18 protein-coding genes are annotated in these 16,532 nt (G+C 73.4%); 12 read left to right on the top strand and 6 right to left on the bottom strand.

Translation table 11 applies throughout. The features are described from left to right. The first annotated feature begins 9 nt into the window (after positions 1-9). Positions 10-1,041 (top strand): 3-isopropylmalate dehydrogenase, encoded by a 1,032-nt coding sequence (locus tag GA0070609_RS22345; protein WP_088995585.1) that lies wholly within the window; start codon positions 10-12, stop codon positions 1,039-1,041. A 169-nt stretch (positions 1,042-1,210) separates the two neighbouring features. After that, entirely contained in the window at positions 1,211-2,308 is a 1,098-nt protein-coding gene (locus GA0070609_RS22340; RefSeq protein WP_088995584.1) for a branched-chain amino acid aminotransferase, read from the top strand. A 142-nt stretch (positions 2,309-2,450) separates the two neighbouring features. Here the strand turns inward: GA0070609_RS22340 and GA0070609_RS22335 are convergent, their stop codons facing one another. From GA0070609_RS22335 to GA0070609_RS22320, 4 genes are all read right to left on the bottom strand, one after another. Next, positions 2,451-3,188 carry a tyrosine-protein phosphatase gene (locus GA0070609_RS22335; RefSeq protein WP_269459257.1) on the bottom strand — a complete coding sequence of 246 codons (738 nt, stop codon included), beginning with the start codon at positions 3,186-3,188 and terminating at the stop codon, positions 2,451-2,453. A gap of 60 nt (positions 3,189-3,248) precedes the next feature. Continuing rightward, positions 3,249-3,707 carry a PRC-barrel domain-containing protein gene (locus GA0070609_RS22330; RefSeq protein ID WP_088995583.1) on the bottom strand — a complete coding sequence of 153 codons (459 nt, stop codon included), beginning with the start codon at positions 3,705-3,707 and terminating at the stop codon, positions 3,249-3,251. A gap of 179 nt (positions 3,708-3,886) precedes the next feature. Next, positions 3,887-4,417, bottom strand: a complete 531-nt coding sequence (locus GA0070609_RS22325; RefSeq protein WP_088995582.1) for a carboxymuconolactone decarboxylase family protein — start codon at positions 4,415-4,417, stop codon at positions 3,887-3,889. A 2-nt stretch (positions 4,418-4,419) separates the two neighbouring features. After that, positions 4,420-4,980, bottom strand: a complete 561-nt coding sequence (locus GA0070609_RS22320) for a peroxiredoxin (RefSeq protein ID WP_088995581.1) — start codon at positions 4,978-4,980, stop codon at positions 4,420-4,422. Between the two features lie 336 nt (positions 4,981-5,316). On the opposite strand from GA0070609_RS22320, the gene cimA reads away from it, so the two are divergent. Continuing rightward, a complete protein-coding gene (gene cimA / locus GA0070609_RS22315; RefSeq protein ID WP_088995580.1) occupies positions 5,317-6,900 on the top strand; it encodes a citramalate synthase in 1,584 nt (527 codons plus the stop codon). Between the two features lie 28 nt (positions 6,901-6,928). On the opposite strand, the gene GA0070609_RS22310 is transcribed toward cimA, so the two are convergent. Further along, positions 6,929-7,903, bottom strand: a complete 975-nt coding sequence (locus GA0070609_RS22310; RefSeq protein ID WP_231928914.1) for an endonuclease/exonuclease/phosphatase family protein — start codon at positions 7,901-7,903, stop codon at positions 6,929-6,931. Positions 7,904-8,288: 385 nt separating this feature from the next. Here GA0070609_RS22310 and GA0070609_RS22305 point away from each other — a divergent pair, with 385 nt between their 5' ends. From GA0070609_RS22305 to GA0070609_RS22265, 9 genes are all read left to right on the top strand, one after another. Further along, positions 8,289-8,789 (top strand): hypothetical protein, encoded by a 501-nt coding sequence (locus GA0070609_RS22305; RefSeq protein WP_088995578.1) that lies wholly within the window; start codon positions 8,289-8,291, stop codon positions 8,787-8,789. A gap of 179 nt (positions 8,790-8,968) precedes the next feature. Then, positions 8,969-10,018 carry an AAA family ATPase gene (locus GA0070609_RS22300; RefSeq protein WP_088995577.1) on the top strand — a complete coding sequence of 350 codons (1,050 nt, stop codon included), beginning with the start codon at positions 8,969-8,971 and terminating at the stop codon, positions 10,016-10,018. After that, on the top strand, positions 10,015-11,028 hold the full coding sequence (locus GA0070609_RS22295) for a DUF58 domain-containing protein (RefSeq protein ID WP_088995576.1): 1,014 nt from the start codon (positions 10,015-10,017) through the stop codon (positions 11,026-11,028). The genes GA0070609_RS22300 and GA0070609_RS22295 overlap by 4 nt, the downstream gene beginning before the upstream one ends. Further along, the gene (locus GA0070609_RS22290) at positions 11,025-11,984 is read left to right on the top strand and encodes a VWA domain-containing protein (RefSeq protein WP_088995575.1); all 960 of its coding nucleotides are present in this window, start codon (positions 11,025-11,027) and stop codon (positions 11,982-11,984) included. The genes GA0070609_RS22295 and GA0070609_RS22290 overlap by 4 nt, the downstream gene beginning before the upstream one ends. A 27-nt stretch (positions 11,985-12,011) precedes the next feature. Continuing rightward, a complete protein-coding gene (locus tag GA0070609_RS22285; RefSeq protein ID WP_088995574.1) occupies positions 12,012-12,875 on the top strand; it encodes a S1C family serine protease in 864 nt (287 codons plus the stop codon). Between the two features lie 157 nt (positions 12,876-13,032). Further along, complete coding sequence (locus GA0070609_RS22280; protein WP_088995573.1) at positions 13,033-13,329, top strand: hypothetical protein; 297 nt, start codon at positions 13,033-13,035, stop codon at positions 13,327-13,329. A gap of 57 nt (positions 13,330-13,386) precedes the next feature. After that, positions 13,387-13,812: an alternative ribosome rescue aminoacyl-tRNA hydrolase ArfB gene (gene arfB / locus GA0070609_RS22275; RefSeq protein ID WP_088995572.1), complete on the top strand. Its 426-nt coding sequence runs from the start codon at positions 13,387-13,389 to the stop codon at positions 13,810-13,812. Positions 13,813-13,939: 127 nt separating this feature from the next. Further along, on the top strand, positions 13,940-14,938 hold the full coding sequence (locus tag GA0070609_RS22270; protein ID WP_088995571.1) for an aldo/keto reductase: 999 nt from the start codon (positions 13,940-13,942) through the stop codon (positions 14,936-14,938). 72 nt (positions 14,939-15,010) lie between these two features. Next, entirely contained in the window at positions 15,011-15,607 is a 597-nt protein-coding gene (locus GA0070609_RS22265; RefSeq protein WP_088997903.1) for a TetR/AcrR family transcriptional regulator, read from the top strand. On the opposite strand, the gene GA0070609_RS22260 is transcribed toward GA0070609_RS22265, so the two are convergent. Then, positions 15,564-16,508, bottom strand: coding sequence for a 3-methyladenine DNA glycosylase (locus GA0070609_RS22260; RefSeq protein WP_231928378.1), 945 nt, complete (start codon positions 16,506-16,508; stop codon positions 15,564-15,566). The two genes, GA0070609_RS22265 and GA0070609_RS22260, sit on opposite strands and share 44 nt — an antisense overlap. Positions 16,509-16,532 lie beyond the last annotated feature (24 nt).

Here is a 16,532-nt window from a genome sequence, read left to right as displayed (position 1 = left end):
GCACAGGACGTGGCACGCATCGCGGTGGTGGCCGGTGACGGGATCGGACCCGAGGTGGTCGCGCAGGCCCGCAAGGTCATCGACGCCGTGCTGCCCGGAGTGGCCGCCACCGAGTACGACCTCGGCGCGGCCCGCTACCACCGCACCGGCGAGGTGCTTCCCGAGTCGGTGCTGACCGAGCTGGCCGGGCACGACGCGATCCTGCTCGGCGCGGTCGGCGACCCGACCGTCCCGCCCGGCGTGCTGGAGCGTGGCCTGCTGCTCAAGCTCCGGTTCGCCTTCGACCAGTACGTCAACCTCCGCCCGTCGCGGCTCTGGCCGGGCACGGCCGGCCCGCTGGGCAGCGTGAAGCCCGGCGAGGTCGACCTGGTGGTGGTGCGCGAGGGCACCGAGGGCCTCTACGCCGGCGCCGGCGGCGCGCTGCACCGCGGCACCCCGGCCGAGATCGCCACCGAGGAGAGCCTGAACACCCGGCACGGGGTGGAACGGGTCGTCCGCGACGCCTTCGCCCGCGCCGGGCGCCGGGAGCGGCGCAAGGTCACCCTGGTGCACAAGACGAACGTGCTCACCCACGCCGGTTCGCTGTGGGCCCGCACGTTCGAGGCGGTCGCCGCCGAGCACCCGGACGTGACCACCGAGTACCAGCACGTCGACGCCGCCGCGATGTTCCTGGTCACCCAGCCGCAGCGCTACGACGTGGTGGTCACCGACAACCTCTTCGGCGACATCCTCACCGACATCGCCGCCGCGGTCACCGGCGGCATCGGGTTGGCCGCCAGCGGCAGCATCAACCCCGACGGGACGTACCCGTCGATGTTCGAGCCGGTGCACGGCTCCGCGCCGGACATCGCCGGGCGCGGCGTGGCCGACCCGGTGGCGGCGGTGCTCTCCGCCGCCCTCCTGCTCGACCAGCTCGGCCACGCCGACGCCGCGGCCCGGGTCACCGCCGCGGTCGGTCAGGAGCTGGCCGCCCGGACGCCGGGCGTACCGCTGCACACCGCCGAGGTAGGCGACCGGCTGGCGGCCTACGCCGTCGCCTGAGCGGGTCTTCGTTGGCCCGGCGGGCGTTGCCCGGCGGGCCGTGACCGGTTCGGCCGTCCCGGTACGCCCGGGCGGCGCTACCCGCTGAACGACCGTTCGGGGTAAGTTTCTGGCACAGTTTCCCGGCGTGTGGTCCCGCATGCCGTTGCCCAGCAGGGAGGTCAGCGCGATGAGCGGTGGTGACAAGATCGAGTTCGAGATCCGTCCGAATCCCGCGCCGGTATCCGTCGCCGACCGGGCTGCCCTGCTGGCCAACCCGGGGTTCGGCCGGGTGTTCACCGATCACATGGTGACCATCCGGTACGCCGACGGCAAGGGCTGGTACGACGCCCGGGTCGAGGCGCGGGCGCCCATCCCGATGGATCCGGCCAGCGCCGTGCTGCACTACGCGCAGGAGATCTTCGAGGGGTTGAAGGCCTACCGCACCGCCGACGGCGGGGTCACCATGTTCCGCCCGGAGGCCAACGCGGCCCGGTTCGTGGCCTCGGCCCAACGGATGGCGATGCCGCCGCTGCCGCCGGAGGCGTTCGTCGACTCGCTGCACCGGCTCATCGAGATCGACCGGGAGTGGATCCCGGAGGGCGAGGACGGCAGCCTCTACCTGCGGCCGTTCATGTTCGCCAGCGAGGTGTTCCTCGGTGTCCGGCCGGCCAACGAATACCTCTACGTGCTGATCGCCTCGCCGGTCGGGGCGTACTTCTCCGGTGGCGTCCAGCCGGTGAAGGTCTGGGTCTCGCCCGACTACACCCGCGCCGCGCCCGGTGGCACCGGCGCGGCGAAGTGCGGCGGCAACTACGCCGCGTCGCTGGTCGCCCAGGCCGAGGCGATCGAGCACGGCTGCGACCAGGTGGTCTTCCTGGACGCCGTGGAGCGCCGGTTCGTCGACGAACTGGGCGGGATGAACGTCTTCTTCGTCTACGACGACGACACCCTGGTCACCCCGCCGCTGACCGGCACCATCCTGCCCGGCATCACCCGGGAGTCGGTGCTCACGCTGGCCGCCGAGGGCGGGCACCGGGTCGAGGAGCGGCCGGTGACCTTCGCCGATTGGCAGGCGGACGCGGCCAGCGGCCGGCTGCGCGAGGTGTTCGCCTGCGGCACCGCGGCCGTGATCACCCCGATCGGCGAGGTGCGGTTCCCGGACGGCGAGTTCCTGATCGGTGGCGGCGAGCCGGGGCGGGTCACCATGGCCCTGCGCCGGCAGCTGGTCGGCCTCCAGCGGGGCGAGGTCGCCGACCCGCACGGCTGGGTCACCCGGGTCATCTGACCCCGGTCGCCGCGGCGGCCCTCGCGGGTCGCCGCGGTGCCGACGGGCGCCGGCCCGCGGTGCTGTGCGGCCCGCAATGCGGTGCGGCCTGCGGTGCGGCCCGGCCCGCGGCCCGGCCGGGCCCACGGGTGCGGCCCGGCCGTCACTCCAACAGGTGGTCGCGGAGCGCGGCCAGCTGGGCGTCGGTGACGCCGGCGTGGCGCAGGTAGTCCTCCACCGAGCCGTGCCGCTCGCGCAGCTCGGTCAGGAAGAGCGTGATGGCCTCGGGCGGGCAGGCGAGCGGCGGCAGACCCGACGGCGTCCGCTGGCCGGTACCGGCGAACCAGGCGAGGAACCGCTCACCCGCCTCGGTGCTGAGCGCGTAGTCGGCGCCGATGGTCTCGTCGTCGACGCCGAGCGCGGCGAGGGTCAGCGCGCAGACGGTGCCGGTGCGGTCCTTGCCGGCCACGCAGTGCACCACCACCGGGCCGTTGCCCGCCTCGGCGATCAGCCCGACCGCCTCGGCCAGCCCGGCGGTGCCCGTCTCGGCCAGGTCGGCGTACCGGTCGGCGAGGTAGCGGGCCAGGTCGCTGCCCGGCTGGTACGGCCACAGGTGCCACTCGTCGTGCTCGGGCGCGACGTGCCGCCAGGTGAGGCCGGGGAAGTCGGGGCCCCGGCCGTCGCGCTCGATCTCGTACGGCCGGCGCAGGTCGATGACGGTCCGGATGCCGAGCGCGGCGAACGCCTCCCGGTCGGTTTCGTCGATGCGGTGCAGCGAGTCGGAGCGGTAGAGCCGGGCTCGGCGCACCGTCCGGCCGTCGTGGCCGGCGTAGCCGCCGACGTCCCGAAAGTTGAACATGGCGGAGAAGGGGATCCGGCGATTGACCTCGATGGCGTCCACCCTGACACGGTAACGGCCGGTGGGGCGGAGCCCCACCGGCCGTCCAAACAGGATCAACCGTTACCTGGCGGTACCCGGCGGGATGGCCGAGTACGTGTCGCCGTAGTAACCACCGAGCTTGTCCCGGTAGGCCGGGTCGGTGTCGGCGGTCTCGTCGTACTCGGGCGCGGCCTTGATCTGGTCCTTGCTCCGGTCGACGTAGACCTTCCGCTCGTCGTGGTCGACGTGGTTGACGGTGCCGGCAGGGATCATGACCTTCTTGCCGAAGATCCATGGCCCGGTGTCGACCACGAGGTAACTGGAGTTCACCTCGTGGCTGGCCCGGTCCACCTTGCCGATGCCGCCGTCACTCGCCTCGACCTTGTAGCCCACCAGGTCGGCGCCGGTCACCCCGGCGTCGTCGCGGTAGCGCCACGGGTCGAAGGTGCCGCCGGGCGTGCCGCCCGGGAAGGCGCCCTGACCACCCTGCACGAGCGGATCCGGCGTCCCGTGGGTCGTTCGAGGGTCGAGCCGCTCCATGGCGTTTCACTCCTCTACTCGACTGATCGGGGGTTGGTGCCCTGTCAGCCCCATGTCCTACCCGGTGTCGAGATCGCTACACCTGTGCCCCACGAAAAGGGCCGGCCGGTGCACCCGGCCGGCCCGCTGGCCTGTCGGGCGACCCCGCGGGATCGCCCGACAGGTCCTCGCGAGGTCGCTCAGGCCAGCGCTGCCTGCGCGTCCAGGGTGACCGCCGCGGCGTGCACGACCGCGGCGATCCGCAGCCCCTCGTGCACCTGCTCACGGCTGAAGCCCGCCGCGCGCAGCGTCTTCTCGTGCGACTCCAGGCAGACGCCGCAGCCGGTGATCGCCGAGACGGCGAGGCACCACAGCTCGAAGTCGGCCTTCTCCACGCCGGGCCGGGCGATGATCTGCATCCGCAGCCGGGCCGGGATCGACTGGTACTGCTCGTCGCCGATCAGGTGCTTGGCCCGGTAGTAGACGTTGTTCATCGCCATGATCGCGGCGGCGCCCTTGGCCGCCTCGATCGCCTCCGGCTTGAGGTGGTCGGCCGCCTCGGCGGCGATCTCCCGCAGCACCACCGGGTTGCGCGCGGCGACCGCGCAGGCCAGGGCGGTGCCCCACGCCTGCTCCGGCTTCAGCGTCGAGGTGCCGATGGTGGAGCCGAGGTTGAGCTTGATGTCCTTGGCGTACTCGGGCAGAGCCGCCTTGACCGCGTCCAGGCCCATGCTCAGGCCCCGGCGCCGGCGAGGAGCGCGTTGGCGTCGAGCGTCTCGCCCCCCTTGTTCCAGTTGCACGGGCAGAGCTCGTCGGTCTGCAGCGCGTCCAGCACCCGCAGCACCTCGGAGACGTTCCGGCCGACCGAGCCGGCGGTCACCATGGCGAACTGGATCTCGTTGTTCGGGTCGACGATGAGGGTCGCCCGCTGCGCCACGCCGTCCTCGCCGAGCACGCCGCAGGCGCTGGTCAGCTCGCGCTTGATGTCGCTGAGCATCGGGAAGGGCAGCTCGCGCAGGTCCGGGTGGTCCTTGCGCCAGGCGTAGTGGACGTACTCGTTGTCCACCGACACACCGAGGACCTGGGCGTCCCGGTCGGCGAACTCGCCGTTGAGCCGGCCGAACTCCGCGATCTCGGTGGGGCAGATGAAGGTGAAGTCCTTGGGCCAGAAGAAGACCACCCGCCACTTGCCCTCGTGGGACTTGTGGTTGATCGTCTCGAACGCCTTGTCGGCCTCCAGCGACACGCAGGCGGTGAGTTCGTACTCGGGGAAGCGGTCACCGACAGTGAGCACAGGTCCTCCTTGACAGCGGCACGAGGCCGTAACTGGATCAGTTCCAGATGCTTCCTCAGCGTTGTTTCCGCCTGATGGCGGCCGGGTGATTTGTGAAGTCGATCACCGGGGGCGGATTGTGTCCCGAAGTCGGGTACTGCGCAGGGCCGCGACTCTGCGTCACCGTCCCGACATGTGGATTTTGCCTCCCAAAACCAACGGAGAGTGGCAGAGTAGTGATCGTGACCAGCACCGTCCTGATTATTCGCAGCTAGCGCGCCGGCCCCCCTCCGCCGAGCGCGCAGACCTCCCGCATCCCGCGGGGGGTCTTTTTGTTGCTCCCCGAAAGGACTCCCCATGACGTTCCAGGTGTACGACACCACGCTGCGCGACGGCGCGCAGCGTGAGGGGCTCAGCTACTCGGTGGTCGACAAGCTCGCGGTGGCCCGGCTGCTCGACGAGTTCGGCGTCGGCTTCATCGAGGGCGGCTGGCCGGGCGCGGTGCCCAAGGACACCGAGTTCTTCCGCCGGGCGTACGGCGAACTCGACCTGAAGCACGCGGTGCTGGTCGCGTTCGGCGCCACCCGGCGGGCCGGGGTGGCGGTCGCCGACGACCCGCAGGTGCGCGGCCTGCTCGACGCGCAGACCCCGGCGGTGGCCCTGGTCGCCAAGGCCGACCTGCGGCACGTCGAGCGCGCGCTGCGCACCACCGCCGCGGAGAACCTCGCGATGGTCCACGACACCGTCGCGCACCTGGTGGGCCAGGGCCGGCGGGTCTTCGTCGACGGCGAGCACTTCTTCGACGGCTACCGGCACGACCCGGCGTACACCGCCGCCGTGGTGGAGACCGCGCTGGCCGCCGGCGCCGAGCGGGTGGTGCTCTGCGACACCAACGGCGGGATGCTCCCGTCGCAGGTCACCACGGCGATCGCCGACCTGACCGACCGGCTCGGCGTCGGCCCGGAACTGTTCGGCATGCACGCCCAGAACGACACCGCGTGCGCGGTGGCCAACACCGTCGCCGCGGTCGAGGCCGGGGTGCGCCACGTCCAGGGCACCGCGAACGGCTACGGCGAGCGCCCCGGCAACGCCGACATCTTCGCGGTGGTCGCCAACCTCCAGCTCAAGCTCGGGCTGCCCGTCCTACCGGAGGGGTGCCTGGAACAGATGGTGCGGGTCTCCCACGCCATCGCCGAGATCGCCAACATCGCCCCCGACACCCACCAGGCGTACGCCGGGGCCGCGGCCTTCGCCCACAAGGCGGGGCTGCACGCGAGCGCGATCAAGGTGGATCCGCTGCTCTACAACCACGTGGACCCACAGGTGGTGGGCAACGACATGCGGATCCTGGTGACCGAGATGGCCGGCCGGGCCAGCGTCGAGCTCAAGAGCCGCGAGCTCGGGCTGGATCTGGCCGGCCATCCGGAGGCGCTGTCCCGGGTGACCAGGCGGGTCAAGGAACTGGAGGCCGGCGGCTGGTCGTTCGAGGCCGCGGACGCCTCGTTCGAGCTGCTGGTCCGCTCCGAGCTGCCGGACGCCGCCCCGGTACGGCCGTTCGCGCTGGAGTCGTACCGGGTGCTGGTGGAGCACCGCGAAGACGGGGCGGTGGTCTCCGAGGCGACCGTCAAGATCAGGGTACGCGGCGAGCGGGTGATCGCCACGGCCGAGGGGAACGGCCCGGTCAACGCCCTGGACGAGGCGCTGCGGGTCGCCCTGGCCCGGCACTACCCGGAGCTGCGCGACTTCGAGCTGGCGGACTTCAAGGTGCGGATCCTGGAGGGCACCACCGGCACCGGCGCGGTGACCCGGGTGCTGCTGGAGACCGCCGACGGCACCGGCCGCGACTGGACGACGGTCGGCGTGCACCCGAACGTGGTGGAGGCGAGCTGGCACGCCCTGGTCGACGCACTCACCTACGGCCTGGACCGCACCCGGGTCTGACCCGTCCGTCGAGCATGGAGCGGCCCGGTCAGGGGAGGGTGAGGGTGGCCAGGACGGGGCGGTGGTCGGTGCGCGCAAGCGGGTGCACCTCCACCGCGCGGACGGCGATCCGGCGGTCGACCAGCACGTGGTCGATGGTCACCGGGGGGATCGGGTCGCCGTCGTACGGGCCCCAGGTGCCGCGCAGGCCCGCGCCGGCGGCGTCGGCCGCGTCGACGTACCCGGTGGCCAGCAGGGCGCGCAGCGGGGCGTGGTCGAGGGTGGCGTTGAAGTCCCCGGCCAGGATGCCCAGCGGGCCGTCCGGGGTGGCCGGCGGCTGGGCCGCGAGGTCGTCCCGCCAGTAGCCGACCTGGTCGACCGCGTACGGCGCCGCCGGGTGCGCCGACTCGACCCGCACCGCGGGCCCGCCCGGCACCGCCACCGTGCCGTGCGCCTGGGTGAAGCCCCAGCCGCCGCGCAGCTGCCGTACGCCGCCGTCGCTGATCGGCCAGCGGGCGTAGAGGCCGGAGCCGGGCGTGCCCACCTGCGGGTTCAGTTGCCGGTGCGGCAGCAGCCGGTCGAGGCCGAGGCGGTCCAGTTCGGCCTGTGCGCCCGGGGTGAACTCCTGCACGGCCAGCACGTCGACCCGGTGCGCGCGGACCAGGTCGACCAGCGCCGCCGCGTCCGCGGAGCCGGCCAGCAGGTTCGCGGTGAGCACCCGCAGGGTCGGCCCGGCGGCCGCCGGCTGTGCCGAGCCCAGCGCCCGGGGCGCCACCACGGCGACCAGCGCGACCGCGGTCACCGCCGCGACCACCGCCGGCCAGCGGCGCCGCAGGCCGAGCGCGAGCAGCAGGGGCAGCAGGCTCCACGCCGCCACATACGGGGTGAACGCGAGCGCCTGCACCAGCGGCCCGCGCTCCACCCCCGCCAGCCGCACCGCGGCCCAGACCGCCCCGGGCGCCACGACGACCCAGCAGAGCGCCGTGCGGACCCGGTCGGAGTGGGTGCCCGCCGGCCGCGACAGGTTCTCCGTGATCACGGAGGAAGACTAGCCGCGCCGGGGCTCCTCCGGTGTCGGCAATGGACGGCGAGCCCCTTTCGTGAATGGGGATGCATTCGCTTCTCACAATTATCCGACAGCGCTTCGACAACCGTGGAAAGGGTGGGTCACTATTGACGCCCAGCTTTTTGCGGTGCTACGTTCCACGTGGTTGAGACATCGGAGCCGTGAGTAGTTATCGCAGCTCAGCTAGGGTGCAAAACGACAAGTCATCAACTGTTCAGGTGCGAGCCGGGCAATTATTCGGCCGACTCCGGCCAATTATCGTCCCGGCTGGAAAAGGGCATCAACCGTCCCGTGCAGCGCGGGTGCGGCAGTATCACCACGGTCAAAAAAGGGGAGACCTGTCATGACCACGATCTTCAGACGTAAGGCGGTGGCGGTGGCGTTCGCCGTCCTGGCGCTCAGCCTGGCCGGCGGCGGGGTCGCCGTCGCCAAGGCCCCGGACGGGGGCAGCCAGCCCGCGGCCCGCGCCAGCGGTGGCAGCCAGCCGCCGGTGACCGCGGAGTCGGCGCGCAAGGCGAAGGCGGCGCTGGCCGCCGGCGCCCAGACGACCGCCGCCGCCGGCACCCACTACACCGTCATCGTCAACGCCAACGGCACCAAGGCCCGGGGCACCGGCACCGTGATCAAGTACGGCGTGGGCCAGTACGAGGTCCAGTTCCCGTACAACGTCACCAGGGGCGTCTACCTGGCCACCATCGGCCGGCCGGACTCGTGCTGCATCCCGGCCGGCGGCGAGGTCGCCGTCGCGCCCCGGCTGCTCACCCCGAACGGGGTCTTCGTGCAGACCCGCAACTCGGCCGGGGTGGCCGTCGACCTGCCGTTCCACCTCGTCGTACACCTCTGACCTCCGCCACCCGACGACCCCCGCCGGGAGCCGGCCCGCACGCCAGCGTGCGGGCCGGCTTCTCCGGTTCCTGCCGGCCTGCGGCGTTGCTGGTCGTCGCGCCGCTTCGGCGCGGTATGGGTGGCCCAGGGCCGGATATTCCGACGTTTGTCCGAGGGCAGCCACGGGAAGCAAGCACCGTGACGGACATCTCGGACACCCTGGCCAGCATGCCCAGCCCGGCCGATCCCGACGCGACCGGCGCCGAGCTGGAACAGACCCTCTTCGAGGTCAAACGCGTGATCGTCGGGCAGGATCGGCTCGTCGAACGGCTGCTCACCGCCCTCGTCGCCGACGGGCACTGCCTGCTGGAGGGCGTACCCGGCGTCGCCAAGACGCTGGCCGCGCAGACCCTCGCCACGGCGGTCGGCGGCACCTTCTCCCGGATCCAGTTCACCCCGGACCTCGTCCCGTCCGACATCGTCGGCACCCGGATCTACCGGGCCTCGAAGGAGACCTTCGACATCGAGCTGGGGCCGGTCATGGCCAACCTGGTGCTCGCCGACGAGATCAACCGGGCGCCGGCGAAGGTGCAGTCGGCGCTGCTGGAGGCGATGGCCGAGCGGCAGGTCTCCATCGGCGGGCGCAGCTACCCGGTGCCCGAGCCGTTCCTGGTGCTGGCCACCCAGAACCCGATCGAGTCGGAGGGCGTCTACCAGCTCCCGGAGGCGCAGCGCGACCGCTTCCTCATGAAGATCGTCGTCGACTACCCGAGCGACACCGACGAACTGGCCATCCTCTACCGGATGAGCACCGACCGGCCGCGCGCCCGCCAGGTGCTCGACCCGCAGCGGCTGCGCCAACTCCAGGTGCGCGCCGGCAACATCTTCGTGCACCACGCCATCGCCGAGTACGTGGTCCGGCTCATCCTGGCCACCCGGGACCCGGGCCGGTTCGGGCTGCCGGAGATCGCCTCGCTGCTCGCGTACGGGGCGAGCCCCCGGGCCACCCTCGGGCTGGTGGCCGCCGCCCGGGCCCAGGCGCTGCTACGCGGCCGCGAGTACGTGCTGCCCGAGGATGTCCGGGAACTGGCCGTGGACGTGCTGGCCCACCGACTGGTGCTCTCCTTCGACGCCATCGCCGACGGGGTGGCCGCCGAGTCGGTGGTCCACCGGCTGGTCGACGCGGTGCCACCACCGCGGATCGCCAACAACCATCCGGAGTACGCGAACGACCTGGCGGCGGCATGAGGTGGCGCGAGGCCACCACGCCGGCGCCGGCGGATCCCGGACTGGCCGACCTCACCCCCGACCGGCGGCTGCGCCGGTTGGAGCTGACCGTGACCCGGCGCCTCGACGGCCTGCTGCACGGACAGTACCGGGGACTGCTGCCCGGTCCGGGCAGCGAACCGGCCGGCAGCCGGGAGTACCGCCCCGGTGAGGACGAGGTACGCCGGATGGACTGGGCGGTGACCGCCCGGACCACCGTCCCGCACGTCCGCGAGGTCGACGCCGACCGGGAACTGACCACCTGGCTGCTGGTCGACGCCAGCCCCAGCATGGAGTACGGCACCGCCGAGCTGGACAAGCGCGAGCTGGCCGTGGCGGCCGTCGCGGCGGTCGGCTTCCTCACCGCCGGGCTCGGCAACCGGCTCGGCGCGCAGGTGCTCGGCCCGGACGGGTTGCGCCGCCATCCGGCCCGCAGCGGGCGTACCCACCTGCTCGGGTTGCTCCGCACGCTGCTGGCCGCCCCTCGCGCCGGCGGGTACGACGAGGCGGACGTACCGCCAGCGGGGCCCGACCTGGCCGACGCGCTGGACGCCGTGCACCGGGTGGCCACCCGGCGCGGGCTGGTGGTGGTCGTCTCGGACTTCCTGGACGGGCTGCCCGACGACCCGGCGCAGGAGCCGCCCTGGGAACGTGCCCTGCGCCGGCTCGCCGTCCGGCACCAGGTGCTCGCCGTCGAGATCACCGACCCGCGCGAGCTGGAGCTGCCGGACGTCGGCCTGATCACCCTGGTTGACCCGGAGACCGGCCGCCGGCGCGAGGTGTGGACCGGCGACGAGCGGCTGCGCGAGCGGTACGCGGCCGCCGCGGCCGCCCAACGCGAGCAGGTCCGCCAGGCGGTCCGCCGCAGCGGGGCGACGCACCTGCCGCTGCGTACCGACCGGGACTGGGGGGCGGACATCGTGCGGCACGTGCGGGCGCAGCGCCGGCTCGCGGCCGCCCCGGCCGGCGCGAACCGGGGAGGTGCCGCGTGATCTGGCTGTCCCCGGTACGGCTCTGGCTGCTGGTCGGGGTGCTCGCGCTGGCGGTCGGCTACCTGATGCTCCAACGGCGCCGCAGCCGCTACGCCGTCCGGTTCACCAACCTGCGGCTGCTCGACCGGGTGGCGCCGGAACGGCCGGTCTGGCGGCGGCACCTGCCCGCCGGGCTGTTCCTGGCCATGCTGGCGCTGCTGGTGGTCGGCTTCGCCCGGCCGACCGCCGAGGTCCAGGTGCCACGGGAACGCGCCACGGTGATGGTCGCGGTGGACGTCTCCACCTCGATGCTCGCCACCGACGTCGAACCGGACCGGCTCAGCGCGGCCAAGGAGGCGGCCCGCCGGTTCGTCGACGGCCTGCCGGACGAGTTCAACGTCGGGCTGGTCGCCTTCGCCGGCAGCGCGGCGGTGCTGGTGCCGCCGGGCACCGACCGGGAGGCGCTGCACGAGGGGATCGAGCGGCTCGCCGAGGGCGCCACCGGCGTGCAGGGCACCGCCATCGGCGAGGCCATCAGCACCTCGCTCGGTGCGGTCAGGGGCCTGGACAGCCAGGCGGCGAAGGAGCCGCCGCCGGCCCGGGTCATCCTGCTCTCCGACGGGGCGAACACCTCCGGGATGGACCCGATGGAGGCCGCGGCGGACGCCGTCGCGGTCGAGGTCCCGGTGCACACCATCTCGTTCGGCACGCCGAGCGGGTTCGTCGACCGGGGCGGCCGGCCGATCCAGGTGCCGGTGGACGGCCAGACCCTGCGCGCGGTCGCCGAGGAGACCGGCGGTGGCTTCCACGAGGCCAGCACCAGCGACGAGCTGCGCGCGGTCTACGACGACATCGGCAGCTCGGTCGGCTACCGCACCGAACGGCAGGACGTGTCGGCCCGGTTCATCGGCCTCGGTCTGGTGTTCGCGCTGGGTGCGGCGGCCGGCTCGATGCGCTGGTTCTCCCGCCTGCCCTGACCGCCGCACCAACAGTGAGGAGTACGCATGGCAGTGCAGACCGGACTGGGCGAGCCGCGCGGCCCGTGGTTCATCTCGCCGGAGCTGGACCCGGACGGGCGGGGCGGGCGGGACGGGGCCGGCGCGGGCCGGGATCCGGCGGGGCGGCGCTGGCGGACCCGGCTGCTGGCCGCGCTGGCGGTGGTCGCCCTCGCCACCGTCTCGGGCGGGGCGGCCGGCGGCTGGGTGGCCAGCCGGGACGGCGTACCGGGCGAGACGCCGGCGTCCGCCGCCCCGGTACCGGCCGAGCTGGTCACCGCCGCCGGGAAGACCGTGCCCGGGGTGGTGTCGGTGCTGGTCGGCGGGGCCGGCGGCGCGTCGGCCAGCGGGTCCGGGTTCGCCGTCGACGACCAGCAGCACATCATCACCAACGACCACATCCTGGCCAAGGGCCGCAACGGCTCGGTCACCGTGGAACTGCCGGACGGCCGGCGGTTCGCCGCCGAGGTGGTCGGCCGGGAGCCGCGCAGTGACCTGGCGGTGCTCAAGGTGCCGCCGTCGGCCGGGCTGGCGGCGCTGCCGCTGGCGAAACCCGGTTCCACCCGGGTGGGCGAGCCGGTGCTCGCGGTCGGGTCGCCGCTGGGGCTGCCCGGCACCGTCACCGCCGGCATCGTCAGCGCCCTGGACCGGCAGGTCCGGCTCGGGGACAACCGGCACTCCGCGGTGCAGACCGACGCCTCGATCAACCCGGGCAACTCCGGCGGTCCGCTGGTCAACGCGCGCGGCGAGGTGGTCGGGGTGAACACGGCCATCGCCACCATCGACGGCAACGGCTCGATCGGCATCGGCTTCGCCATCCCGATCGACCAGGTGCAGCAGACCGCCGACACCATCATCGGCAAGGGCGGCTGAGGCCCGGCCGCCCGCCGGGCGTGTGCCGGCCCGGCGGCCCGGTCGGCCGTGCCGGCCGGGGCCGGCGGGCCATGCTGGGAAAGCGGGAAGTGTCGGATACCCGGCGCGAAATGATCGGGCCATGGAAATATTACGCTGAGTATGGATACTGGCGTGGGTGGAGCGTCCTCTCATCGCGGTCCTCCTGCTGGTGGGCCTGGTCATCGGGTGCGGGGTGGGGTCGGCGTACGCCCGCGCTCGTCGAAGTTGGGCCGACTACCAGACCATCAAGAAGAGCGTGCCCGGCGCGCGTCGCGCCGCGTGGCTGCTGATCCGGGCGGTCACCACGAAGATCGGCGTGATCGCCCTGCTGCTGGTCGGCGCGGTCGCGTACGCGGCGGTCGGCGCCGACGACGAGTCGGCGCAACCGTCGCCCACCCCGAGTGTCACGCCCAGCGGGCGCCCCGGCCGCTAGCCGGTCGCCCACCCCCGAGCCACAACCGGCGGGCGGTCGGGCCGCTAGCCTCAAGGAGTGGACGACGGACTGCGGGTGACCGACCGGTGGGTCGTCCCCGCCGGTGAGCTGCGGGAACGCTTCTCCCGCTCGTCCGGGCCCGGCGGTCAGGGGGTGAACACCGCCGACTCCCGGGTCGAGTTGAGCTTCGACCTCGGCTCGTCGCCGAGCGTGCCGGCGTCGCTGCGGGCGCGCGCCCTGGAGCGGCTGGCCAACCGGCTGGTCGACGGTGTGCTCACCATCGCCGCCAGCGAGCACCGCGCGCAGCTGGCCAACCGGGAGGCCGCCCGGGAGCGGCTGGTCGCCCTGCTGCGCGAGGCGGTGGCCCCACCGCCCCCGCCACGCCGGCCGACCCGGCCGTCCCGGAGGGCCAAGGAGCGTCGGCTGGCCGAGAAGAAGCGCCAGTCGCAGCGCAAGCGGGACCGCCGCGTCGACGGCGATTAGCGCGTCCACCTCGTTGAAGTACCGCCTGTGAGCGGCGCCTCATGCGTTGGACTGACAAAATCTGGAATCTGTCACCCGGACGATGTAGCGTCGATCGCGTCAACCACCACGGTGAGAGGACGCACCCATGGACACCCGCACACTCGGCACCACCGGCCCGACCGTCTCCCGCCTCGGGCTCGGCCTGATGGGTATGTCGGACCTGTACGGCGCCGCCGACGAGGCCGAGAGCATCGCCACCGTCCACGCCGCACTCGACGCCGGCGTGACCCTGCTCGACACCGGCGACTTCTACGGCATGGGCCACAACGAGATGCTGCTCCGCGACGCGCTGCGCGGCCGGAACCGGGACAACGCGGTGATCAGCGTCAAGTTCGGCGCGCTGCGCGACGTCGAGGGCGGCTGGAACGGCATCGACCTGCGGCCGGCCGCGATCAAGAACTTCCTGGCGTACACCCTGCGCCGGCTGGGCACCGACCACGTCGACATCTACCGGCCGGCCCGGCTGTCCCCGGACGTCCCGGTCGAGGACGTCGTCGGGACGCTGGCCGACCTGGTCACCGCCGGCCACGTCCGGCACATCGGCCTCTCCGAGGTGAGTGCCGAATCGCTGCGCCGGGCGCACGCCGTGCACCCGATCACCGACCTCCAGATCGAGTACTCCCTGATCTCCCGGGGCATCGAGACCGAGATCCTCCCGGTCGCCCGCGAACTCGGCGTCGGGGTCACCGCGTACGGGGTGCTGTCCCGGGGTTTGATCAGCGGGCACTGGACGGCCGGACGGGGCACCGGGCCCACCGACTTCCGGACCTACCTGCCCCGCTTCACCGGCGAGAACCTGGACCGCAACCTGGCCCTGGTCGACGCCCTGCGCAAGGTCGCCGAGGCCAAAGGCGTCACGGTCGCGCAGATCGCCATCGCCTGGGTGCTCTCCCGCGGCGAGGACATCGTGCCGCTGGTCGGCGCACGGCGGCGGGACCGGCTGGCCGAGGCACTGGGCGCGCTCGAGGTCGGCCTGGGCGCCGACGACCTCGCCGCGATCGAGGCCGCCGTGCCGGTCGAGGAGGTGGCCGGCGGCCGGTACGACGAGGCGCAGATGGCGCACCTGGACAGCGAGCGGTCGTGAGCCCGCGACCGGGACGCGACCCCGGGTGGGGGCCGCGTCCCGGCCGGTCACGCCGTCAGGGAGGCTGTGCTGATGACCGACCCGTCGATCCTCACCGCCGAGCGCATCCTCGACACGGCCGAGGAGGTGCTGCGCCGGTTCGGCCCGGCCAAGGCGACCGTGCTGGACGTCGCCCGGGCGCTCGGGGTCAGCCACGGCAGCGTCTACCGGCACTTCCCGAGCAAGGCCGCGCTGCGCGACGCGGTCGCCGAACGCTGGCTGGCCCGGGTCTCCACCCCGCTGGTCGCGGTGGCCACCGCCGACGACCCCGCGCCGGCCCGGCTACGCCGCTGGCTGGCCGAGCTGAGTGGCACCAAGCGCCGGATCGCGCGCGAGGACCCGGAGCTGTTCGACAACTTCCAGCAACTGGCCACCCAGTCCCGCACGGTGGTCGCACGACACCTGGACGAGCTGGCCGGGCAGCTCGCGATCGTCGTCGCCGACGGGGTGGCGGCCGGCGAATTCGGCGTCGCCGACCCCGCGCTGGCCGCCCGCGCCCTGCTCCAGGCCACCGCGCGGTTCCACCACCCGGCGCACGTCGCCGACTGGGCCGAACCCGACCTCGACGACGACTTCGACGCGGTCGTCACCCTCCTGCTGGACGGCTTGCGCGCCCGCCCGGCCGGTTGACCTCCGCGCTGGCTCGGCCGAGCTCCGGTCCCTCGTCCGGCACCGCCGCCAACAGGCGTTCCCGCAGCCGGGCCGCCCGCTCGGCGAAGCCGCGCTGGGCGGTCACGTACTCGGCCCGGCCCTCCGCCGTCTCCACCCGGACCGGCGGACAGCCGAGCGCGGCCAGGTCGTACGGGCTGGCCCGCATGTCCAGCGTGCGGATTTTCCGGGCCAGCTCGAAGCAGTCCGCCACCAACTCCGACGGGACCAGCGGCGAGAGCTTGTACGCCCACTTGTAGAGATCCATGTTGGCGTGCAGGCAGCCCGGCTGCTCGTTGGCGTGCTGGGTCTCCCGGGTCGGGGTGAGCAGGTTCAGCGGCCGGGCCGGCGCGGTGAAGAAGCGGTACGCGTCGAAGTGGCTGCACCGGATCCGGTTCGCCTCGACCGTCCGCGCGGTCTGCTCCGGGCTGAGCCGCAGCGGCCAGGAGTTGTGCCGTACCTCGGCCTGGGTCTGCCGGTAGACCATCGCCCACTCGTGCATCCCGAAGCAGCCGAAGTGCCCCGGCCGGCCGGCGGTCGCCGTGAGCAGCGAGCGGATCCAGTCGACCGAGTCGGCTCGGCGGGTGCGCACCGTGGCGGTGTCGAGGGTCACCCCGCCGGCGGTGGGGCGGTAGTCCCGGCCGAACTCGGCCGGGTCCGCGTCCCGCAGCACCATGCCGGCGCCCGGGTGCCAGCGGCGCAGCTGCGCCGGGCGGTGCGAGTAGTAGGTGAAGAGGAAGTCCTCGACCGGGTGCTTCTCGCCCCGGCGGCGGCGGGCCAGGTGCGGCGTCAGCCAGGCGTCCACCCGCTCCTCGTGCGCCCGCCGCCGGGCCTGCCAGTCCGCGGCGTCGAGCACGGCGGTGGGGGCGAGGGCGGCGGTCACGGACCCCAGGGTACGACCGCCGCC

The sequence above is a fragment of the Micromonospora echinaurantiaca genome (assembly GCF_900090235.1).
GTDB classification, from domain to species: Bacteria; Actinomycetota; Actinomycetes; order Mycobacteriales; family Micromonosporaceae; genus Micromonospora; species Micromonospora echinaurantiaca.
The sequence above is the reverse complement of the archived record's forward strand: the minus strand, read 5'-3'. Positions and strand labels throughout refer to the sequence as shown.